The 22,601-nt window shown below is 56.0% G+C and carries 19 protein-coding genes; 5 read left to right on the plus strand and 14 right to left on the minus strand.

Going from position 1 to position 22,601, the window contains the following annotated elements:
- Window positions 1–50: 50 nt before the first annotated feature.
- From hemW to ACMGGE_RS20655, 5 genes are read right to left on the minus strand one after another with little or no spacing between them, the layout of a single operon-like run.
- On the minus strand, window positions 51–1,193 hold the full coding sequence (gene hemW, locus ACMGGE_RS20635) for a radical SAM family heme chaperone HemW (RefSeq protein ID WP_420294106.1): 1,143 nt from the start codon (window positions 1,191–1,193) through the stop codon (window positions 51–53).
- Window positions 1,186–1,779: an XTP/dITP diphosphatase gene (locus ACMGGE_RS20640; RefSeq protein ID WP_025912468.1), complete on the minus strand. Its 594-nt coding sequence runs from the start codon at window positions 1,777–1,779 to the stop codon at window positions 1,186–1,188. Before ACMGGE_RS20640 ends, hemW begins: the two co-directional genes overlap by 8 nt.
- A 3-nt stretch (window positions 1,780–1,782) precedes the next feature.
- Window positions 1,783–2,079, minus strand: a complete 297-nt coding sequence (gene yggU / locus ACMGGE_RS20645; protein WP_045909934.1) for a DUF167 family protein YggU — start codon at window positions 2,077–2,079, stop codon at window positions 1,783–1,785.
- Complete coding sequence (locus ACMGGE_RS20650; protein WP_045909933.1) at window positions 2,076–2,642, minus strand: YggT family protein; 567 nt, start codon at window positions 2,640–2,642, stop codon at window positions 2,076–2,078. Before ACMGGE_RS20650 ends, yggU begins: the two co-directional genes overlap by 4 nt.
- A 21-nt stretch (window positions 2,643–2,663) precedes the next feature.
- Window positions 2,664–3,365, minus strand: coding sequence for a YggS family pyridoxal phosphate-dependent enzyme (locus ACMGGE_RS20655; RefSeq protein WP_420294107.1), 702 nt, complete (start codon window positions 3,363–3,365; stop codon window positions 2,664–2,666).
- Between the two features lie 17 nt (window positions 3,366–3,382).
- Here ACMGGE_RS20655 and ACMGGE_RS20660 point away from each other — a divergent pair, with 17 nt between their 5' ends.
- The gene (locus ACMGGE_RS20660; RefSeq protein ID WP_420294108.1) at window positions 3,383–4,363 is read left to right on the plus strand and encodes a type IV pilus twitching motility protein PilT; all 981 of its coding nucleotides are present in this window, start codon (window positions 3,383–3,385) and stop codon (window positions 4,361–4,363) included.
- 10 nt (window positions 4,364–4,373) lie between these two features.
- On the opposite strand, the gene ruvX is transcribed toward ACMGGE_RS20660, so the two are convergent.
- The 8 genes from ruvX to metK form a co-directional block, all read right to left on the minus strand.
- Window positions 4,374–4,790, minus strand: a complete 417-nt coding sequence (gene ruvX / locus ACMGGE_RS20665; RefSeq protein WP_021242076.1) for a Holliday junction resolvase RuvX — start codon at window positions 4,788–4,790, stop codon at window positions 4,374–4,376.
- A complete protein-coding gene (locus ACMGGE_RS20670; protein ID WP_008499752.1) occupies window positions 4,790–5,350 on the minus strand; it encodes a YqgE/AlgH family protein in 561 nt (186 codons plus the stop codon). The genes ruvX and ACMGGE_RS20670 overlap by 1 nt, the downstream gene beginning before the upstream one ends.
- An 87-nt stretch (window positions 5,351–5,437) precedes the next feature.
- Entirely contained in the window at window positions 5,438–6,385 is a 948-nt protein-coding gene (gene gshB, locus ACMGGE_RS20675) for a glutathione synthase (protein WP_032675473.1), read from the minus strand.
- Window positions 6,386–6,404: 19 nt separating this feature from the next.
- Window positions 6,405–7,136, minus strand: coding sequence for a 16S rRNA (uracil(1498)-N(3))-methyltransferase (rsmE, locus tag ACMGGE_RS20680; RefSeq protein ID WP_196352742.1), 732 nt, complete (start codon window positions 7,134–7,136; stop codon window positions 6,405–6,407).
- 52 nt (window positions 7,137–7,188) lie between these two features.
- The gene (gene endA / locus ACMGGE_RS20685) at window positions 7,189–7,896 is read right to left on the minus strand and encodes a deoxyribonuclease I (protein WP_023333343.1); all 708 of its coding nucleotides are present in this window, start codon (window positions 7,894–7,896) and stop codon (window positions 7,189–7,191) included.
- Window positions 7,897–7,990: 94 nt separating this feature from the next.
- Window positions 7,991–8,488 carry a SprT family zinc-dependent metalloprotease gene (locus ACMGGE_RS20690; RefSeq protein WP_021242073.1) on the minus strand — a complete coding sequence of 166 codons (498 nt, stop codon included), beginning with the start codon at window positions 8,486–8,488 and terminating at the stop codon, window positions 7,991–7,993.
- A 58-nt stretch (window positions 8,489–8,546) separates the two neighbouring features.
- Window positions 8,547–9,944: a galactose/proton symporter gene (galP, locus tag ACMGGE_RS20695; RefSeq protein ID WP_008499747.1), complete on the minus strand. Its 1,398-nt coding sequence runs from the start codon at window positions 9,942–9,944 to the stop codon at window positions 8,547–8,549.
- A gap of 426 nt (window positions 9,945–10,370) precedes the next feature.
- Window positions 10,371–11,525 carry a methionine adenosyltransferase gene (gene metK, locus ACMGGE_RS20700; protein ID WP_014885184.1) on the minus strand — a complete coding sequence of 385 codons (1,155 nt, stop codon included), beginning with the start codon at window positions 11,523–11,525 and terminating at the stop codon, window positions 10,371–10,373.
- 138 nt (window positions 11,526–11,663) lie between these two features.
- Here metK and ACMGGE_RS20705 point away from each other — a divergent pair, with 138 nt between their 5' ends.
- From ACMGGE_RS20705 to speA, 4 genes are all read left to right on the plus strand, one after another.
- Window positions 11,664–11,834 (plus strand): hypothetical protein, encoded by a 171-nt coding sequence (locus ACMGGE_RS20705; RefSeq protein WP_045335271.1) that lies wholly within the window; start codon window positions 11,664–11,666, stop codon window positions 11,832–11,834.
- 116 nt (window positions 11,835–11,950) lie between these two features.
- The gene (locus tag ACMGGE_RS20710; protein ID WP_418250466.1) at window positions 11,951–12,094 is read left to right on the plus strand and encodes a hypothetical protein; all 144 of its coding nucleotides are present in this window, start codon (window positions 11,951–11,953) and stop codon (window positions 12,092–12,094) included.
- 94 nt (window positions 12,095–12,188) lie between these two features.
- The gene (gene yqgB / locus ACMGGE_RS20715; protein WP_127312443.1) at window positions 12,189–12,320 is read left to right on the plus strand and encodes an acid stress response protein YqgB; all 132 of its coding nucleotides are present in this window, start codon (window positions 12,189–12,191) and stop codon (window positions 12,318–12,320) included.
- An 8-nt stretch (window positions 12,321–12,328) separates the two neighbouring features.
- Window positions 12,329–14,305 carry a biosynthetic arginine decarboxylase gene (speA, locus tag ACMGGE_RS20720; protein WP_008499744.1) on the plus strand — a complete coding sequence of 659 codons (1,977 nt, stop codon included), beginning with the start codon at window positions 12,329–12,331 and terminating at the stop codon, window positions 14,303–14,305.
- Window positions 14,306–14,358: 53 nt separating this feature from the next.
- On the opposite strand, the gene ACMGGE_RS20725 is transcribed toward speA, so the two are convergent.
- A complete protein-coding gene (locus ACMGGE_RS20725; protein ID WP_420294109.1) occupies window positions 14,359–22,596 on the minus strand; it encodes a hemagglutinin repeat-containing protein in 8,238 nt (2,745 codons plus the stop codon).
- Between the last annotated feature and the right edge of the window lie 5 nt (window positions 22,597–22,601).

Here is a 22,601-nt window from a genome sequence, read left to right on the forward strand (position 1 = left end):
CAGCCTTTCCCTCAGCTGGCAGAACGGGATGCAAAATCCTGAATCAGCCTTCAGGAATCTTCGGCGAGGAACAGCTCAAGAAGGGAGTTTAAGAACAGTTTGCCGTGCTCGGTGATCTGCCAGCAATCATCACATTCCGTGAGATATCCCTGGGCCAGCGCCTCGTCGATCTGCGGGCGAATCACCGATTCCGGCAGCCCGGTAAACAGCGCAAACTCCGCGCGCGGCGCGGCTTCCAGCAGGCGGAAGCGGTTCATAAAGAACTCAAACGGTTTATCCGCCGCCTCGACGTCGTGCTGACGCTCCAGGTAGCGGCCTTCCATATACCCGCGCGGGTGACGGGTTTTGGCGGTGCGCAGAATGCGCCCGTCCGGGAAAGTCACCTTACCGTGCGCGCCGCAGCCAATCCCGAGATAGTCGCCAAAACGCCAGTAGTTCAGGTTGTGCTGACACTGGTAGCCCGGCTTCGCATACGCCGACGTTTCGTACTGCTGATAGCCCGCAGCGGTTAAAAGCCTGTGACCCTGCTCGAAGATATCCCATAGCGCGTCGTCATCCGGCAGCACCGGCGGACGCGAGCCAAACAGGGTGTTGGGCTCGATGGTGAGCTGGTACCACGACAGGTGCGGCGGGTTCAGTTCGATTGCCTGACGCAGGTCGTCCAGCGCCTCGTCCAGAGACTGATCCGGCAGACCGTGCATCAAATCGAGGTTAAAGCTGCGAAGATTAAGACCGGTCGCCAGGTTTGCCGCGCGCTTCGCCTCTTCCGGGCCGTGAATACGCCCCAGGCGCTTCAGTTTCGGCTCGCTAAAGCTCTGCACGCCGATGGAGATGCGGTTCACGCCCGCGCGCTGATAGTCGACAAAACGGTCGGCCTCAACGGTGCCGGGGTTGGCTTCCATCGTAATTTCAGCATCCGCTGCCAGGTTCAGGCGCGCACGCACGCCGTCCAGCAGCGTTTGCATCGCCGGGCCTGACAGCAGGCTCGGCGTACCGCCACCAATGAAAATGGTCTTAACTTCACGTCCCTGTGCGTAAGGTACATCGGCGTCCAGGTCGGCCAACAGATGCGCAACGTAGTCATCGTGCGGCACTTCGCCCTTCAGCGCGTGCGAGTTGAAATCGCAGTACGGGCATTTCTGTACGCACCACGGGATGTGAATATAAAGACTCAGAGGCGGCAAATTAGCCATTACGCAGTGCTTCCAGTAACAGTTTCAGCGCGCGTCCACGGTGGGAAATCGCGCTTTTCTCTTCGCGGGTCAGTTCCGCAGCGGTTTTGCCCTCGGAAGGGACAAAGAAAATCGGGTCGTAACCAAAGCCGCCATTGCCAGCCGCTTCACGGGTAATCACCCCCGGCCAGCTGCCGTGGCAGACGATCGGCGTCGGGTCCTCCGCGTGACGCAGATAGACCAGCACGCAGTGGAACTGCGCGGTGCGCTGCTCGTCCGGAACGTCTTTCAGGGCGACAAGCAGCTTTTCCAGATTCTGCTGGTCGGTAGCGTCAACGCCGGAATAGCGCGCGGAGTAGATCCCCGGCGCGCCGCCGAGGGCGTCTACGGCCAGGCCGGAGTCGTCGGCAATCGCGGGCAGGCCCGTAATCTGCGCGGCATGGCGGGCTTTGAGGATCGCATTTTCGATAAACGTCAGCCCCGTCTCTTCGGCGGAATCCACGCCAAGATCGGTCTGGGCGACCACGTCCAGACCAAAATCATTTAATAGCGAGGCCAGCTCGCGCACTTTACCGGCGTTGCCGGTCGCGAGAACAACTTTCTGCATGGTTTAGTCCTGTTCTGTCAGAGCCGCGACTTCCGTCGGGATAGATTGCGGATTAAGGATTTTTACCTGTTTATGTCGCCCCAGTTCGCCTTTTTCAATGATGACCTGGCTTTTGGCGACGCGAAACTGTTTTGCCAGATATTTGGTCAGATGCGCGTTCGCCTGGCCGTCAACCGGCGGGGCGGTGATGGCGACTTTTAACTCGTCGCCATGCAGTCCAACAATATTGTCACGGCTGGCTTTCGGCTGAATATACAGCCGTAAAACCAGCCCGTCAGCGCAGGTGCTTACTGCACTCATAGCGCCATCCACAGCCCCGGCAGCAGCATATCGCCCGTGGACTGCAGCAGTTCAGCGATCCCCATGTTGATCACATAGAGCAGCAGAACCAGGATCATCGGCGAAAAATCGATGCCGCCCATAGACGGAAGCAGGTTACGGATTGGACGCAGCAGCGGCTCGGCCAGCTGAATCAAGGCATACTCTACCGGGCTACGGCCCTGGCTGACCCAGCTCATGATCGCCATAACCAGCAGCACCCAGAAAATCAGCAGGCCGATGGTTTTGATCAGAATCAGAACGGCGGCAATCCAGATAATCGGCTGGAAGGTGATGACCATAAACAGCACGATCGCTTTGATAACGCTCAGAATAAACGCCACCAGCAGAGACGAGCTGTCGATGGGACCCATGGCCGGGATAATACGGCGCAGCGGTCCGACAACAGGTTGCGTGATTTTCACGACAAACTGCGAGAACGGATTGTAAAAATCACAGCGGGCCCACTGCATCCAGACGCGCAGCAAAAGCGCCATCGTGTACAGCTCAATGACCGTTGAGAGCAGGAAAGTCAACGTCTTCATGGCGTTCCTCAGGTTTCCTTATTATTTTGAGTAGTCGCGCGCACCGAAAATTGCCGTGCCGATGCGCACCATCGTGCTGCCTGCCGCAATGGCGGCTTCCATATCATCCGACATGCCCAGAGAAAGCGTGTCTACCGTGTGATAGCGCGCTTTAAGCGCCTCAAATGCTACAGCCATTTGCTGTGCCACGGCAAACTGCCTTTCATAACTTGACTCAGGCGCCGGGATTGCCATCAAACCACGCAGAGTTAAGCGCGGCAGTTCGGCCACTTCGGCTGCCAGCGCATCCAGCTCGCTCAGCGCAATGCCGGACTTGCTGTTTTCGTCACTGATGTTGACCTGAATCAGCACGTTAAGCGCTGGCATCTCTGCCGGACGCTGGTCGTTCAGACGCGTCGCAATACGCAGGCGATCAATGGTGTGACACCAGTCGAAGTGCTCTGCCACCAGACGGCTTTTGTTCGACTGCAGTGGGCCAATAAAGTGCCACTGCAGATCCGTCTTCCCCTGTTCCTGGAAGTAGCGAATTTTATCCACGCCTTCCTGCACGTAGTTTTCACCAAACGCCCGTTGGCCTGCGTCAATGGCTTCTGCGATGGCGCTCGCAGGCTTGGTTTTACTGACTGCAAGCAGCGTAATTTCTTCTGAAGCCCGGCAGCAACGCGCTGCGGCGGCTGAGATTTTGTCCCGGACCTGTGCCAGGTTATGCGCAATGTCGTTCATTTTCCGAGGAGTAGTCTATGGATGTGGAAGAAATTGTGGCCCTTAGTGTAAAGCATAACGTCTCCGATCTACACCTGTGCAGTGATTCGCCACCCAGCTGGCGCAGAACAGGCCGCCTTGAACCGGCACCGTTTCCTCCTCCCGATGTCGGGGCGTTGTTAAAAGCGTGGCTCAACGATGAGCAGCAGGGGATATGGTGGGCCAGCGGGCAGGTGGATTTTGCCGCGACGGTGGCGGGAGGCCAGCGCCTGCGCGGCAGTGCCTTTAAGCAGATGCGCGGTGTCTCTGTGACGCTGCGGCTGTTGCCGCGTACCTGTCCGCAGCTCGCTTCACTGGGTGCGCCGAGGGCCATCCCGGAACTGTTAACCAATGAATCCGGGTTGATTCTGGTGACGGGGGCGACCGGCAGCGGTAAATCCACGACGCTGGCGGCGATGGTCGATTTTCTCAACCACCATACTGACGGCCATATCCTCACGCTCGAAGATCCGGTGGAATTTATCTACCAGAGCGAGCGTTGCCTGATCCAGCAGCGGGAGATCGGTCAGCACAGCCCGTCATTTGCCGACGCGCTGCGCAGCGCCTTACGCCAGGATCCTGACGTGATTTTGCTCGGGGAGCTGCGCGACAGCGAAACGATCCGTCTGGCGCTAACGGCAGCAGAGACCGGGCATCTGGTGCTGGCGACCCTGCATACGCGCGGGGCATCGCAGGCGATTGAGCGGCTGGTCGATACGTTCCCGGCGCAGGAGAAAGATCCGGTGCGTAACCAGCTGGCCGGCAGCCTGCGTGCGGTGCTGGCGCAGAAACTGCTTCCCGATCTTCAGGGCGGGCGCGTCGCGCTGTATGAGCTGCTGGTGAATACCGCGGCGGCGGCGAATCTGATACGTGAAGGAAAAACGTGGCAGCTGCCCGGCATCATTCAAACTGGTCAGCAGGCAGGCATGCAGAACTTTGACCAGAGCCTGGCGGAGAGACGGGCGCAGGGGCGGCTGTAGGCCCCTGTGCTTAAAAGCCCTGCTCGAAATAGCTTTCGAGGATGATGACGGCAGAAGCGGAGTCGACGCTGCCTTTGTTCAGCGCCCGGAAGCCACCGTGCTCAAACAGACCCGCGCGCGCTTCGACGGTGCTCAGACGCTCGTCGTGCAGCTTCACGGAGACGCCAAAGCGGCCATGGATTTTATTGGCGAACTTACGCGCCCGGGCGGTCAGCGGCTGTTCGGTACCGTCCATGTTCAGCGGCAGCCCTACAATCACGTCATCCGGCTGCCACTCCTTGAGCAGGCGCTCAATGAGGTTCCAGTCCGGCGTACCGTCGTTGGCCTTCAGGGCCGTAAGCGGGCGCGCGGTACCGGTGATGCGCTGCCCCACGGCGACGCCGATGCTTTTGGTACCAAAATCGAAGGCCAGAAGCGTTCCGCTCATCAGGCGTGCCCCGCTACGCCAGGCATGGTCAGAATATCAATTCCAATCAGTTTCGCCGCGTCGCGCCAGCGATCGGCTATCGGCGTTTTAAACAGGATATTCATGTCCGCAGGCGCGGTGAGCCAGGCGTTATCGAGGATCTCCTGCTCAAGCTGGCCTTTCTCCCACGACGAATAGCCCAGCGCCACCAGCACTTCAGAAGGCTGCTCTGCGGTGCCCAGCGTTTCGAGCACGTCACGCGAGGTCGTGATAACGGTGTTGTCGGAGATGCGAATGCTGGAAGAGAATACCGGCGGCGTATGCAGGATAAAACCGCGATCTTCTGCGAGAGGTCCACCCAGCATCACGGGCTTATCAAGCCGGATTTCCGGCAGTCGCGCTTCAGCCGGGATTTTCAGCTTGTCCAGAATCCCTTCAACCTGAAGATTTTCCAGCGGTTTATTAATGATAATGCCCATCGCGCCGTCTTCATTGTATTCACAAATATAAACCACGGCGCGGCGAAAAATCGGGTCCTGGAGAGCAGGCATGGCAATAAGAAAGTGATGCTGTAAATTCATTGTCAGAGGTACTGTTTCCTGGTTTAAAAAGCGACAGCGCCCAGTATGGGGACAAACTCAGGCGCTGTCACTAATAGTATTGTTAGGTTATTTTTGTAAACGTTTTTCGATAGCGTCCATCAGCATGCCGGTGATTGAGACAGGGAATTCCGCCTCAATTTCACGAATGCAGGTCGGGCTGGTGACGTTCACTTCGGTCAGACGATCGCCGATGATATCCAGTCCGACGAAGATCAGGCCTTTGGCTTTCAGCGTAGGGCCAACGCGGCGGGCAATTTCCCAGTCGCTTTCGGTCAACGGACGCGGCTCACCACGGCCACCGGCCGCCAGGTTACCACGGGTTTCGCCACCCTGCGGGATACGCGCCAGGCAGTAAGGGACCGGTTCGCCATCCACCACCAGAACGCGTTTGTCGCCGTCTTTGATCGCCGGAATATAGTTCTGCGCCATGCAGTAACGCGTCCCCAGTTCGGTCAGCGTTTCGGCAATCACGCCAATGTTCGGATCGCTTTCCTTCACGCGGAAAATCGACGCGCCGCCCATGCCGTCCAGCGGCTTCATGATGATGTCGCCGTGCTTCTGCCAGAATTCCTTCAGCTGCGTTTTGCTGCGGGTCACCAGGGTTTCCGGCGTCAGGTCAGAGAACCAGGCGGTATAGAGCTTCTCGTTACAGTCGCGCAGGCTCTGCGGCTTGTTGACGATCAGCGTTCCCTTCTCTTCGGCACGTTCGAGAATATAGGTGCAGTAGATGTACTCGGTGTCGAACGGCGGATCTTTACGCATCAGAATGACGTTGAGATCGGCCAGCGCAATGTCCTGCTCGGTGCCGAACTCATACCATTTGTCGTAGTTCTGCTCGACGTTAACGATGCGGGTGCGGGCGCGGGCTTCGCCGTTGATCAGGTAAAGATCGTTCATCTCCATATAGTGGAGTTCATAGCCGCGACGCTGCGCTTCCAGCAGCATGGCGAAGCTGGAATCTTTCTTGATGTTGATGTTTGCGATGGGGTCCATCACGATGCCGAGCTTGATCATCTTTCTCTCCAATAATGCGTCAACCCAGATCGCCAAACCGTACCTGTAGCGCGGTAATGGCCGTGAGTGCCGTTGTCTCAGTGCGCAGAACGCGTGGTCCCAACAGAATATCAGTAAACTGGTAACGTGCCGTCATCGCAATTTCGTCCGCCGACAGGCCGCCTTCGGGGCCAATCAGCAGGCGAACGCGCTCAACGGGCAGCGGCAGCGTATTGATGCTGGCGCTGGCGCGCGGATGAAGATTGAGCTTCAGCCCACTGTCCTCTTCAGCACACCACTCCTCCAGGTCCATCGCCGGGCGGATCTCCGGAATCCGGTTGCGGCCACTCTGTTCGCAAGCCGCGATGGCAATTTTCTGCCACTGCTGGATCTTTTTGTTCAGACGTTCCGCATCCAGTTTAACGCCACAGCGCTCAGAAAAAAGTGGCGTAATGAGGCTTACACCCAGTTCAATGGATTTCTGGATCGTGAACTCCATTTTCTCGCCGCGCGACATCACCTGGCCCAGATGGATGTGCAGCGGTGATTCCCGGTCATCCACTTCACCGCGCAGGACGTTCACGTTTACGCTTTTTTTATCTGCCCGCGTAATTTCGGCGTCGAAAACCTGGTTCGAGCCGTCGAACAACTGTATTGCCTGACCGGCGCCCATGCGCAGCACGCGGCCAACGTGGTTGGCGGCGTCATCAGACAGGGCGATTTCGCGGCCTGCGGTAATCAGTTCAGGATGGTAAATGCGGGGAATGCGCATAGTCAGAAATTCCGTGTCTCATACGATGTAAGCGAATTGCCGCTAGTGTAGGTTAGCTCTTTTGCGCCTGGCAAGCCCGCTGGACGTAAGGGTTGTGATTCCCCTGGACTCTGGCGATACGTTCGTCGCGCTGGCATTCCCACTCCGTCACCGGGTACTGCTTGTCCCAGGCGTTGAACAGCTGCGTCTGCTGGCGGGAAAGGTTGAGATCGTAACGGTCGCGCATATAGAAATAGGTGCGGGCAATGCTGCCGCGCGCGCGGGCAGGGGGCTCGGCGACTTTCTCTTTAAAATCCACCTTCATTCCGCACTGGCCGTACTGGCCTTCGCCACCGTTCCACTGGCTGTACATGAAGTTACCCCGGTCGCCGTTCACTTCACCCACGGCTGGCTGCAGGTTATGCATATCGCTTTCCATCTGGCGGTAAACCGGGTCTTTGGCACAGTTTTTACGTCCGCCATCCTGCCAGCACTGGCGCTGGTGGCCAAACTGCCAGGCCGGAACGACATGTTCCCATTCAATACGGCTGGCGCGGTTTTCGTTTTTACGCACCTTGTAGCCGCAGGACTCAAGGTCAACGACCCCTTTTTTACCCTGCCAGTTAATTTTACAGCCGCAGTAGAAATCGCCCGGCACGTCGGCGTTGACCTTAACACCGGCCGCTTTGGCCTGAGAGAAACTGTTGATACCGTCGGCCAGGGCGTGGCCTGAGAGCGCTGTCGTCAAAAAGGCGACCGCAAGAGAAAAATTACGGGACATCTTACACTCCGTGTCAAAACGAGCCCGCAACGTAACGAATGTTGTTCCTGTATGCAATCAGTCAGATCAGGAAAGTTCCTGAAAGTTCAGATAATTATTCCGCCACCAGTGGCTCGCCACATTTGACGCAGCGGTAGGTCGCCTCGCCGCGCACCACGCGATTATGGCGACGGACGGTAAGCTGGTGCTGCTGGCACTGACAGCGGTAGGGGAAGGTATTGCGGCGTACCGATTCCAGCTCGAACTGATGCGTGCGGCGGGCCGGAACGCCGAGCACCGCCTCCATCATCCACTTCCACTCTTTTCCATGCGGCGCGACGCGGCCAAAGTGTTTCCACACCAGCAGATGCGCCAGCTCGTGCGGCACCACTTCATCGATAAACGCCTGCTGGTTTTCCATCATCAGCACCGGGTTAAGGCGGATCTCATACGACTCAAGCCAGGCGGTGCCCGCCGAGGTACCACGCTGCTGGTAGACGAGTTTGGGTTCAGGGTAGTTGCGACCGAGTTTCAGGTTCGCCTGGGCGAGTTTTTCTCGCAGGCTGCGCATAACGGCCTGCTGAATGGCGATGGGGAGACGGGGTGCTTTCATAGGGGCAGAGCATAAAGCGCGAAGCGGGGAGGCGCAAGAGGCGCCTCCCGTAAGAGGATCAGTCGTGGGCGCCGATTTCGCGCAGAGGACGACCTTTCATCAGGTTACGTTCAATATGTTCCAGAGACACGTGTTTGGTTTCTGGAACCAGCCAGATGGTCAGCACAATAAAGAAGATGTTCAGACCGGCGTAGACCCAGAAGGTATTGGCATTACCCAGAGTATTGAGCATGGTCAGGAACGTTGCGCCGACGATCATGTTAGCAATCCAGTTGGTTGCGGTAGAGCAGGTGATACCAAAATCACGCCCTTTCAGCGGCTGGATCTCAGAGCACAGCACCCAGATCAGCGGACCGGCGCTCATCGCAAACCCGACGATAAACATCAGCAGCATGCCTACCGCAAAGTACTGGGCTGTTGGGGAGTGAATGCCCACATGCATCATGGTACCGAGGACGCCCATACCGGCCGCCATCACCAGGAAGCCCAGCGTCAGGGTTGGCTTACGTCCCCAGCGGTCCACCAGACCGATGGCGATAAAGGTCGCCAGCACGTTGGTCAGACCCACGATGACGGTCCCCCACATCTGCTCGGTGGTGTTGGTATAACCCGCCAGCTCAAAGATTTTGGGCGCGTAGTACATGATGACGTTCATCCCCGTGAACTGCTGCATCACCTGCAGCAGTACGCCGAGGAAAACGGCACGACGGAAGTTGCTGTTCTCTTTAAACAGCGCCCAGCCGGACTGTTTGACCTTCAGGCTTTCACGGATCTCTTCCAGCTCGTTTTTCGCTTCTGCGCTGGTATCGCGCAGGCGCATCAGCACGCGTTCGGCATCGTGGAAGCGGCGTTTTGCAGCAAACCAGCGCGGGCTGTCCGGCAGGAAGAAGACGCCAATCAGCAGCAGAACTGCAGGGATGATGATCACGCCGAGCATCCAGCGCCATGCGCCGCTGTAGCTAAACGCCGTATCGGAAAGGTACGCGCCCAGGATACCGATGGTGATCATCAGCTGGTACATCGAAATCATACTGCCGCGGATTTTCTCCGGCGCAATTTCAGACAGGTAAAGCGGGGCGGTATAGGACGCCACGCCCACGGCCAGACCGAGCAGCACGCGGGAAACCAGCAGGACCTCAACGTTAGGCGCTGCGGCAGAGAAGAGGGAGCCGGCAACGAACAGGATCGCGCCGATCATCAGGCTCTTTTTACGTCCGAGCTTGAAGGAGAGCCAGCCGCTGCCGACGGCCCCGACGGCCGCGCCAAACATCATGGAGCTCACCACCCACTCCTGGGTGTGAGCGCTGATCTGGAACTCGTCAGTGATGAAAGGTAATGCACCGGCAATCACGCCGATATCCAGGCCAAAAAGTAATCCTGCCAGGGCGGCGAGGAAACAGACGAAGAATGTCATCGCCTTGTTGGACGTACGCCCCTGTTTTTTATTGTCAGGCATTATGCCCTCCAGTTGGGTTATCAGTTTTATTGATGTTAAGGGTAGGTGAGCGACCCGTAAAAATATGTGAGATTAATCACATTGGTGTAATCGGTTACACTCGTGTGTAACCGTAAATAAAATTAAGGCTTTGAAAATATAGAGGTAAATGAGGTGATGCGCATCGCGAAAGGACACATTTCAGACTTAACTGAAAGGGAATGTAACAGCAGAAGAAAGGCGATCACGCAAAGAGAATATTCTGAAAGCGGAAGACATCCGCTGCGGTGTAATCGGTTCCAAACGGTGCGCCTTTCAGCCGGGTGGCGGCTGCGCCTTACCCGGTCTATAAAAACTCCGTACCCCGTAGGTCGGGTAAGGCGTAGCCGCCACCCGACAAAAAAAGGCCAGCCCGAAGGCTGGCCTTTTAAAAGCGATGTCAGTCGATTACTTCAGACCGGCAGCTTCACGCAGCAGCGCGGCTTTGTCGGTTTTTTCCCATGGGAAATGTTCGCGACCAAAGTGACCGTATGCAGCGGTTTCTTTGTAGATTGGGTGCAGCAGATCCAGCATCTGAATCAGGCCGTATGGACGCAGGTCGAAGAACTCGCGCACCAGCAGGGTCAGCTGTTCTGAAGGCACTTTCTCAGTACCGAAGGTTTCCACCATGATGGAGGTGGGTTCAGCCACGCCGATAGCATAGGAAACCTGAATCTCACAGCGGTCAGCCAGGCCGGCAGCCACGATGTTTTTCGCCACATAACGTGCCGCGTACGCTGCAGAACGGTCCACTTTTGATGGATCTTTACCGGAGAATGCACCGCCACCGTGACGCGCCATGCCGCCGTAGGTATCAACGATGATTTTACGACCGGTCAGGCCGCAGTCACCCATTGGGCCGCCGATAACAAAGCGTCCGGTTGGGTTGATGAAGAATTTGGTGGCGCTGCTCAGCCATTCGGTTGGCAGAACCGGCTTGATGATCTCTTCCATCACTGCTTCCTGCAGGGATTTCTGATCGATCTCTTCGGAATGTTGGGTGGACAGAACGACCGCATCAATACCGACAATTTTACCGTCGTCGTACTGGAAGGTGACCTGGCTTTTTGCATCCGGACGCAGCCACGGCAGGGTGCCGTTCTTACGCACTTCAGCCTGACGCTGCACCAGACGGTGTGCGTAGGTGACCGGCGCTGGCATCAGCACGTCGGTTTCGTTGGTTGCATAGCCGAACATCAGGCCCTGGTCGCCCGCGCCCTGTTCCAGCGGATCGGCACGGTCAACGCCCTGGTTGATGTCTGGAGACTGTTTGCCAATCGCGCTCAATACCGCGCAGGAGTTGGCATCAAAGCCCATATCAGAATGCACATAACCGATCTCACGCACCGTGTTACGGGTGATCTCTTCGATATCAACCCATGCGCTGGTGGTGATCTCACCGCCAACCAGAACCATGCCGGTTTTGACATAGGTTTCACACGCGACGCGCGCTTTTGGATCCTGCGCGAGGATCGCATCCAGCACCGCATCGGAAATTTGGTCAGCAATTTTATCAGGATGTCCTTCTGATACGGACTCGGACGTAAACAGGTGTTTTGCCATGTTTTATTTCACCTAAGAGGAATTTGGTTAGCTCAAGCTGCTGTGTGGAATAGCCAAAGGAGATAATTCTACCAAGGCCTGCAGGTTTTTGACACTGGCAGTATGAGTGTTAATCAGTATAGATGGATTAACATCTGGATGGCTATTTTAGGTCACTTCTTCACCCGATTTCCAGTTTTTTTTGACTCATCTCTCACTCAGTTGAAATTGCTGCTGGCAAAAATTCCTGACGGTGCTGGCAACACGCGCATTTTTGTTTTGCTTTTTAGCCCCCTTCTCGGTATAAAACGCGGCGCGCGGCTCATATAAAATAAGCGCTCGATGAACTCATCGTGTCGCCACTTCCAGCCGGGTAAAGCAGTGAACTTTTAGCTTTGGCTTGGGGTCCGTTTCAGCAGAGGCGGCCGTGGAGGTGATACGAGATAATGAACCATCGTTTTCCGCTAATTCAGCGCAGCCGTTCTGGCGCGCATTTGATTCCCGCAACCCGCATTTCTAGTCTGCAAACCTGCCGATGTTATACCCATCTCGGCGCTTCTCAGGATTCCAGGGCCGGTCACGCTTTGTGAAAACTGAACAAGGGCGCTCTTGTTAATACAAGAGTTTTCTCGTGGTTTCGCCGAACCTTGTCATACAGAGTTCGGATACGTGTTTTACAATGATATGAATAAGAAACCGGTCGCACGGTCTGGATTTCAGCATACTCTGCTGGGAAACGGAGCCGTTTATGGGTTGTTATCGCCGTATAACGCTGCGATAGTAGTCAACTGTTTTACACTTAATACAAAGAGTTGAGGTTCGCTATGTCTGACGACATGTCTTCTTTTTCGCCTTCGTCAGCGGGCGAACAGGGTGTACTACGTTCTATGCAGGAGGTTGCGATGAGCTCCGAGGAAGCCAGCAAGATGCTGCGCACTTACAATATTGCCTGGTGGGGCAATAACTACTACGACGTCAACGAACTGGGCCACATCAGCGTTTGCCCGGATCCGGACGTCCCTGAAGCGCGCGTGGATCTCGCCAAACTGGTGAAAGCCCGTGAAGCTCAGGGCCAGCGTTTGCCTGCACTGTTCTGCTTCCCGCAGATCCTGCAACATCGCCTGCGTTCGATTAACGCCGCGTTCAAGCGCGCGCGTGAATCCTACGGCTATAAAGGCGACTACTTCCTGGTTTACCCCATCAAGGTTAACCAGCACCGCCGCGTGATCGAATCTCTGATCCACTCCGGCGAGCCGCTGGGTCTGGAAGCCGGCTCCAAAGCGGAGCTGATGGCGGTTCTGGCCCATGCGGGCATGACCCGTTCAGTGATCGTCTGTAACGGCTATAAAGACCGTGAATACATTCGTCTGGCGCTGATTGGCGAGAAGATGGGCCACAAGGTCTATCTGGTTATCGAGAAGATGACTGAAATCGCCATCGTGCTGGAAGAGGCCGAGCGTCTGAACGTGGTGCCACGCCTTGGCGTGCGTGCGCGTCTGGCGTCACAGGGTTCCGGCAAATGGCAGTCCTCCGGCGGCGAAAAATCCAAGTTCGGCCTGGCGGCGAACCAGGTGCTGCAGCTGGTAGAAATTCTGCGCGAGCGCGGGCGTCTGGACAGCATTCAGCTGCTGCACTTCCACCTCGGCTCGCAGATGGCCAACATTCGCGATATCGCGACCGGCGTGCGTGAGTCAGCGCGTTTCTACGTTGAGCTGCACAAGCTTGGCGTGAATATTCAGTGCTTCGACGTGGGCGGCGGCCTGGGCGTGGACTACGAAGGGACCCGCTCGCAGTCTGACTGCTCCGTGAACTACGGCCTGAACGAATACGCGAACAACATTATCTGGGCGATCGGCGATGCCTGTGAAGAGAACGGCCTGCCGCACCCGACGGTGATCACCGAATCCGGTCGCGCGGTCACCGCGCACCATACGGTGCTGGTCTCAAACATCATCGGCGTTGAGCGCAGCGAAACCACCGAAGCGACGCCGCCGGCAGACGATGCGCCGCGTTCCCTGCAGAGCATGTGGGAAACCTGGCAGGAGATGCACGAGCCGGGCACGCGTCGTTCCCTGCGCGAATGGCTGCACGACAGCCAGATGGACCTGCACGACATCCACGTGGGGTATTCCTCAGGCACCTTCAGCCTGCAGGAGCGCGCGTGGGCGGAGCAGCTCTATCTGAACATGTGCCATGAAGTGCAGAAACAGCTCGACCCGAGCAACCGTGCGCATCGTCCGATTATCGACGAGCTGCAGGAGCGAATGGCGGATAAGATCTACGTCAACTTTTCGTTGTTCCAGTCGATGCCGGATGCCTGGGGTATCGATCAGCTGTTCCCGGTTCTGCCGCTGGAAGGGTTGAACCACGCCCCGGAACGTCGCGCGGTGCTGCTGGACATCACCTGTGACTCTGACGGCGCAATCGACCACTACGTTGATGGCGACGGTATCGCAACGACGATGCCAATGCCGGAGTACGATCCGGAGAACCCGCCGATGCTGGGCTTCTTTATGGTCGGCGCGTATCAGGAGATCCTCGGCAACATGCACAACCTGTTCGGTGATACCGAGGCGGTTGACGTGTTTGTCTTCCCTGACGGCAGCGTGGAAGTTGAGCTGTCTGACGAAGGGGATACCGTGGCGGACATGCTGGAATACGTTCAGCTCGATCCGAAAACCCTGCTGACGCAGTTCCGCGACCAGGTGAAAAACACCGGGCTGGACGATGCGCTGCAGCAGCAGTTCCTGGAAGAGTTTGAAGCGGGTCTGTACGGTTATACGTACCTGGAAGACGAATAACGCACGAATGGGGCGTTAAAAAAAGGGTCTGACGAAAGTCAGACCCTTTTGTTTTAGCTGTACTGCTGGTCGGTGAAGGTGATGGTCACCGGGGCATAGATATTAATCGGTCGATCGATTTGCAACGCCTTCCACTGGGGACGCACGTTCATCGCACCTTTGCTCATGTCACCGTTCCACTGCTTGTGTTCCGGCGTTTTCGGCATATCCATCCCGGTTTGACCGGTGGACGATCCCGGAGAGAGCTTAACGTCATCGCCTTTGGTGTTGCTGGACGGCGCAACGCCATTGGTCATGTCGCCATTCCACTGCTTGTGCTCCGGCGTTTTCGGCATATCCATCCCGGTTTGACCGGTGGACGACCCCGGAGAGAGCTTGACGTCATCGCCTTTGGTGTTGCTGGACGGCGCAACGCCGTTGGTCATGTCGCCATTCCACTTCCTGTGGTCCGGTGTTTTCGGCATGTCTTTACCGGTTTTAGCCGTCGCGGAGCCCGGAGAAAGCACCGGATAGTGAGTTTCCGGTACGGCCCATTTCTTCACTGGCGTAACCGTTGCGGCCTCTGGTTTTGCTTTTGGCGTCAACGGCTGAGACGCTGACGGCACGACTTTCGGCACGGCTTCACTGTGTGCTGTTTCAGACGCGACGGCCTCTTTATGCACCACCGAAGAGGCGGACGTGGAGGTCGTTGACGCCGTCGTTTTCTCAACCGTCATGTGCTGAGAATCGGACGTGGTGCGCGTCGTCGTTGTCGTGGTCTGCTGCGCTGAGCCCGGCTTAGTCGGCGTACACTTGTGTGGACAACCGCCACCGCCCGTATGGCCGTCATCCGGCACCGCTGGCGTATCGCTGTCTGCGTCAGCGCCGTTTTTCTTCTTCTTGCGGATGCCCGGATCGGCGAGCGTGTAGGAGATGTTATTTCCTGCTTCTTTCTCATCACGCGTCACGGTCGACATTGCCTCTTTATCGGCGTTGAGCTCACCGTTTACCGCCGCGCTGGTCGTGTCACCCACTGCGATGGTGGATTTCTGCGTTTCGTTGTAGTGAATTTCATCCACGGTATCGACGTAGATGTTCGCAGACGGCACGACGGCCTTTTTGTCCTTCACGCTCAGGCCGATACCGCCACCGCCGTACAAACCATCCTGCTCAACGTGGTCTTCCAGCGTTTTCGCATTGATATCGCCTGCAACGTTCACCGAGCCCGTGCCGTCCTGAGACACCAGGTTGGCCCCGGTCATGTTCAGGTCGCCGCCGGTTTTGACATTCAGTTCGCCCGTGGTATTGATACCGGATTGCTTCGCTGTTTTAGCCGAATCGTAACTCTCGGAGCCTCCGCCCCCGTTTACGGATACGTTAGGGATAACGCCTGTCGACGTGCCCGATATGCCCACCGAGGCGCCCCAGTTACCGCGGCTGCTTTCGGTGTGCTCGGTATCCTGCACGGAGGTGACAGTCATGTCGCCCGCGACATTCACATCGGCCTTCGCAGCATCAATGTTAGCGCCCTTCATGTGCATATCACCGCCCGCGTTCACCGTCACATTTTCGCCGGTGAGGGTACTGTTCTGGTACGACGTCGAGCCGCCGGAACCGTGCTCCGTACTGCCGTTGTAATCGACCGAAACGCCGCCGCTTATGCCGGTAATATCCACGCCTACGCCTGCGGTAATACCGCCTTTGTGTTTGTCGGTTTCACTGGTGTAAGAGGTCGTTGATTTCGCCGCGTTGATGTCCACATCGCCACCCGCATTGATCTCCGTATTCTGCGAGTTCACGTTCACGCCGTTGAGCGTGGTATCGTTGGTCGAATTAATGCTGACGTTTTTAGCATTGATATTGGTGATGTTCTCCGCCGTTGCGGTGCTCGTTTCTTTCGTTTTCGTCGTATTACCGCCGAAAGTGACGGAGGCGCCAGCAAGATCGTTCAACAGGATGTTGGACACATCGCCCAGCACTTCCGCCGTCGTGGTTCCGCCGTTAATTGACTGACCTTTCTGCGATTTATCAATCAGATTACCGGTTTTGTCGATCGCGTCAGCTACGGCACTGTGGGCCTCACCTGAAATACCGACAAAGCGGTCTTTGTGGGTGGTGGTGGTTTTGGTTTCATCCTCGTATTTGGTGCTGGCGACATCCTGCGCGTTAATGCTGAGCTTATCGCCGGCTGAAAGGTCAGCGCCGCCAATATCCGCCGTTTTTCCTGCATTCACGGAACCGGAATCGGCAAAATTAATGGACGCGTTGGTGTTCTGCTTGCTCTGGGTCGACACGGTATCGGTCGTGTCTTCCATACCCACCCTGAAGCCTGCCGTATCGGTGATCGGCGCGCGGCCCGGTTTGTCGCCAACCGCGGAGGTTTCAGAGCTACCGCCCGCGCTGGAGTAGTCGCCAGAAGTGGTATTTTTTGTGGTGCCCTCGTTTTTGCCGTAGGACACCGAGGCGGATTTACCGCCGCCGCTGATAGAGGCATCAGCAATAAACTGGCGAGACTGCGTGGTTTGTTCCTGAACGGACACGTTTTCAGAGGTTTTTATCTCAACGTTTTCTGCCGCATTGATGGCGCCGCCGTTGGCGTTAATGCTGCCGCCTTCCATGACCACATTCTTGCTGGCATCAATCTGAACGTTACCGCCAGCCTTGACGGTTGAGCCGATAGCTTCCCCGCTGACCGTTTTGATGTCGGTGGTGGTATAGCTGGACAGACCGGTGATCTCGGTATTGATGGTACGGGTAGAATCAATCTGATGCAGGTCGTTGAAGGTGACGTCACCTTCGCTTGCCTTCATGGTCACGTCCTGACCTGCCGTAATATCCGCCGCGTTGGAGGTGATAGTTTTCGCCTGCATATTGATACTGCCGCCAGCGGCGACGCCGTCATCGTGCGCATGAATCATCTGCTTGCCGTCTTCGCCGTGGCCGACAGACGCGGTCAGAGTGATGTCGCCTTGTTCAGCCTTCATGTCAATGTCGCCAGCGGCGTTTACTGCCGCACCGTTAGAGGCAATGCTGCCCTTTTCCGACGTCATTGAGACGTTATTAACCGCAGAGATGCCGGCATTCGTCGCGTTGCTGATATTTTTGATATCACCCTCGGCCACCAGCGTAACGTCACCCCGGGAGGAGAGGGTACCGTTCACGTTGTTGATGGCGGTGGCATCAACAGACAGGCTATTCCCGGCAGCGATGGACGCTGTGCCATTGCTGATATCACCGGAAGCCAGCTGGCGAAGGGTTTCAGGGCAAAGGTAGACTACCGGTACCAGCACTTCCGTCCCTTTGATGTTCTGGCTCACGAACCAGACGATATCCTGGGTCAGCCCATTGCGCTGCTCTTCGCTCAGGGGTTGGCCCACTACCAGATTCAGATCGCTGTTTTTCGCCGCAATCCCGGCGTTATCCATCAGATTCTGCACCAGCGCATCGCCTTCGAGACCGTCTCGTATCGCAAACATGCTGCCCACGGAGCGGCTGATCTCTCGACGAATCAATTCGGAGATGAAGTAGTTATCCCCAATGACGTTAACGGTCTCGGTGGTGGTGTAATCCACCTTGTCGAAATAGTAGTCAGAGCCGCTGTACTTGCTCTGGTCGATCATTTCCGGGCGCGTTTCGAAAATTGGAATGATGTGGTTGGCCGGGCCGCTGTATTCGGTACCGTTTTTCGCCGCCGCGGAGGCTTTTTTGAATTCGTCTGTGACTTCAAACATCCCCGGCAGGGAGACCAAATCCTTTATGGTCGGCAGCGGGCTAATCCCCATGGCCAGCTCTTCCAGCGTTTTGGTATTGACGGCAACATCATAGCCCGCAATGACCGTATCTACGCTGTAGTCACCCACGTCGATATTCTGAACAGTGGCGTTCTCTCTGATCGTACCCGCGTTCGCCAGGCCGTTATCCAGGGTGCCGCCATTATGCGTGAAGTTACGACCCGCCGTGATTTCGCCTTTTTCAGACGGCACAAAGTAGATCATATTTTTCTTCAGTGAGTTAGTGCTGGCATCACCGTCGTTGAGACTGTGCCATGCTGCGCTCAGGGTACCGTACTCCTGCGCGTTCCACGTTTCGCCAAACACTTTGCTCATGACATAGCTGAGCTGGGTTGAGGTATTTGCGGCGTCGATCAGAGATTTATAGCTACGATCTCTGTTCGGATCCTCGCTGCCGCTTTTGGTCTCGGGCTCGCCGTCGCCAAAGACGAAATCGAGGTATTGATACAGCGAGCTGAAGGTCAGCGTCGTGTAGTGCTCCGATGCCACCTTCCAGAAGTCGGTCAGCACGATCGGTTCATTGAGCGTGAGGTGCAGATAATCATACATCGATTCCGACGTATATTTTGGCGAGTTCAGAAGATTACCGGTAATGGTGATATCACGTCCCGCCTGGATCAGGCCGCCGGTATTTTTGATCTCTTTGTCCGCGAAGATATCGCGCTGGTTGATATTGATATCTTTGCCCGCGCTGATTTCGCCAAGTTTGTCCATGGCGATATCGGAGCTCAATACCGGAATGTGCAGCACCGTGGTGATGCTGACCTGCGTCATCACGTTATCTACACCGGACCACTGGCCCACTGCGTCCTGCGTTTGGGTTTGCGAAATCGTGCCGCCCGTATAGGTACTTTGGTTTTCCAGATAGGCTGCATCAATATTAATATTTTGCTCGGAACGAATGATCCCGGCGTAGTTAATCAGGCTTTTCGCGATGAGCGACATGTCGCCCATGCTCAGAATGTTGCCCGTAAAGTCATTCACAAAGGTGCCATTGCGGACATCAATATCCATCTGCCCTAGCGACCAAAGCAGGCTGTTACTGTTGTTCGTCATCCCACCGGCATGGATGTGCATATCCCCGCCCGTCACGACAGACTTGCTGTTGACAAATTTACCGTCTGCCTGCAGCGTCAGGTTGCCAATCACTTCCATCATGGTGTTATTGAACAGGGAGCCTTCGGTGCTCAGCGTCATATCATGACCCGCGCGGATATTGCGGGTCATGTCATCCAGGGTGAGGGAATCTTTCACCCTGAGCATTAAATCATGGCCCGCTTCGAGGATGCCGCTGGTGTTATTTAGCGTGTCAAGGTTGAGATTCATGTCGTTTCTGGCGACTGTTACGCCAGATTCATGATTATTCAGTTTCGACGCGTTGATCGTGACGTTATTACCGGCGATCAGACCATTTCTTTCGTTGGTGATCGTTCCTCCGGCCACATTAAGGGTGGTGTTATTTGCCCCAGAGATCACTGCCGCGTCAGAGTTGATCACATTGTGAGCGACGTTAATTGACAGATCGTTTTGCGTCGACACAATCACCGCCTGTTCGGTGTTGGCCAGGTTTTGCGCGTTAATCGTGATGTCGCCGCCCGCCACGATAGTGGACACTGACTGCTGTCCATCATCAGCGGTGATACTGCCGAGATTACTCAGCGTGTCGGCAACTATCTCCAGCGGTCCATTAACGGCCTGGATGATGCCCGCCGTGCGGTTTGTCACAACGCCAATGGCGTTCAGGACCGTTTTCATATTGGCGGAGATCACCGCGCTGTCGCTGTTGACGAGGGACTCAACGTCTTCAATCGTCAGATTACGCAGCGCAACCAACACATGATCTTCGCCTTTGTTGGTCAGGTTTTTAACGTTGCGAATGATCAGATCCAGGCCCGCCTGAACCACACCTTCGTTATTCAGGTCGTCAACGTCGTCGATCGCAATGGTCCCGTTACCGATCATCACGGCGCGGTTGTTTAACGTCTTCACGCCGCTGATAGTCAGATCGCCAGCAGAGGCAATCACCGCATCGCTGCTGTTGTTAAGCGTGGTTGCTCCCGCGATGGAGAGAGCGGCATCCGATTTAATCATCGAGGCGCCGCTGTTATTCAGGGTACCTACGTTTCTCAGCGTGGTGTTTTCTGCGCCGAACAGGGTTGCACCTTCAGTGTTATTGAGGGTGTTCACATCGGACAGTGACAGCGTGCCGTCAGAAATCACAAAGCTGCCGGTGTTATTGAGCGTGTTGAGATGGGTCAGTTGCAGCGTCTTGCTGGCATACAGCGTGGCGGCGTTCAGGTTATCGACGACGCTAACGCGATCGAGCGTCAGGCTACCGGCCTGAATCGTTGAGGCGTCGTTAAGCAACGATGTTGCTGAAACGGAGAGGTTTTCTCTTGCCGCGATCAGTGCGTCATGCGTGTTCGCGAGGGTGGAAATTCCGCTGGCATGGACATTTTCACCCTGGATCAGCGCATCGTTATTGTTTACAGCCAGCGCGCCGTCGCCATTTAGGGTCAGATTCTTTCCGGCAACAATGCTGCCTTTTTGACTGTTCAGCAGCGCTTTTTTGACATCAAGCTGCATGTCTGTGCCCGCACTCAGCGTGCCGCCCTGGTTTTCCAGATTCTCGGTGGCGATGGTCAACTTCTCGCTCGCGCTGACGCTGCCGCGGTTACTGACGGTTGCACCGGACTTACGGGTACTGGCGGAGACATTACGCCCTGCAATACGTCCGGTATTGCTGAGGGTGTCACCGCCGGATGCCAGCGTCACGTCATGCTTGTTGCTGGCAATGGTGCCGTCGTTGACGATATTACCGTCGGCATCAATAAAGATCAGCGCATCGTTACCGCTCAGGGTACCGCTGTTTGACACATCACTGTTGACGTTAATGCGCACCTCACCGCTATCCGCACCGATATGACCACTGTTGTTAAGGGCACTGGCGGTCATGACCAGATTTTTATCCGCGAAGAGGCGGCCTGCATTGTCAAGATGACCGACAGACAGCGTCTGGGCGTTGCTGGCATAGAGAATGCCATTGTTCTTCATCGAACCTGATGCAATCCGGATATCCCCTGTGGCGCTGACGGAACCCTTGTTTTCAAACGCGCCGGTCAGGTTGAACTGAAGTGTTCCTCTCTTCGCGAGAATAACGCCTTCATTGTTGGTCATGCTGCCCGCAGTGATGTTGATATCACCACTGTTGCTGACGACCTCCGCGTCGGAGACGAGAGTGCTGAATAGCACCTGCTGGCCATTCTGAATGACGACAAAATCGCCATTTTTTAACGTAACGACGCCACCGGAAATGACGGCTCCGTTAGCATCCAGCGCCTTGAGTTTGCCGGAAAGGGTGTACTGCCCGGCAACATTAATCTGAATCGCGGGAACCGCTGTCGTCACACTGTTTTGCGCGAGGATTGCCGCCGTGTTTTGCAGCAGGGTAGACGCATCAATGCGGATGGTACCGGTACGGGAGATCAGGTCGTTATTCACCGTCAGGCCGGAGAGGGCATGCAGGATAATATTATTCTGCGCTTCGGTGCTCCCGGCGCCGCTGCTGTTTTTATTGAGGGCAATATTGTTGCCGCTGACGGTGACGTTTTTGTCGCTGCGTATGCCCGTCAGCGTCACGTCGCCGTTAGCGCTGATCTCAATATCATCCGTGGCTATGATACTGCCCTGGTGACAGACGCCCGCGCCGGACTCGGTACTGATAAGCTGAATTTTACCGCCGTACATCGACCCCATTGCCCGACCATCAATCGCGACATCCGGTGCGTGTCCGTCACCCGCATTGCGAACGCTATGCGCGCGGCTGGAGAGGTCGTAGTCGTTCTGGCCCGCAACAACCTTGATGTCGGCCTGACCCGCAATTTCACCTTCCAGTTGAGCGCTGCGGCTGACGATGTCGAAGTAAGTCAGCCCTTCGGTAGAAATACCTTGTCCCGTAACAGAAACGTTACCTTTCTCAACCGCAAGTTTATAGTTGCCGTCCTCTTTCATCTGTACCTTACCGGTACTCAGCGTCAGGCTGTTGGCATTAATGGTGGTGGCGCCGTTAACGCTAATGCCGTTTTCGTTGGCAACGATCACGTCCGCTTTTCTGCCAAAGACTTCCATCGTGCCGTTAATATAGGACGCCTGGGCGCCCGTCACTTCACTGATAATGGCTTTTGCTTCATGCTCAAGCTGGGCGTTTTTAACCGTATAGCCCCCGATCTTAGACACGCCATCCTGCATGCTGTTGTTAAAGATCAGACCATTTTTATCAACGTTAAACTGGTCAAATTTATTCAGTGAAACACCTTTCGCATTCGGATCGGTGATATTCACGACTGGCGTGCCGTTAGCCGCCTGGCCCATGGTTGGCCCTTTGCTCTGGCTGGCATCCGGCACCGTCGCGGCTTCGGCATTAGCGGCGAGGGTACCCGCTATCGAAATAAAAAGGGGACAAAGGTGTTTATGCAAATTCCCAGCGGTTAGCTTCGTTTTTGAAGTTTTATTATTGCTCATAAAAA

It is taken from the genome of Enterobacter sp. BNK-22 (assembly GCF_048684805.1).
Taxonomy (GTDB): Bacteria; Pseudomonadota; Gammaproteobacteria; order Enterobacterales; family Enterobacteriaceae; genus Enterobacter; species Enterobacter quasiroggenkampii.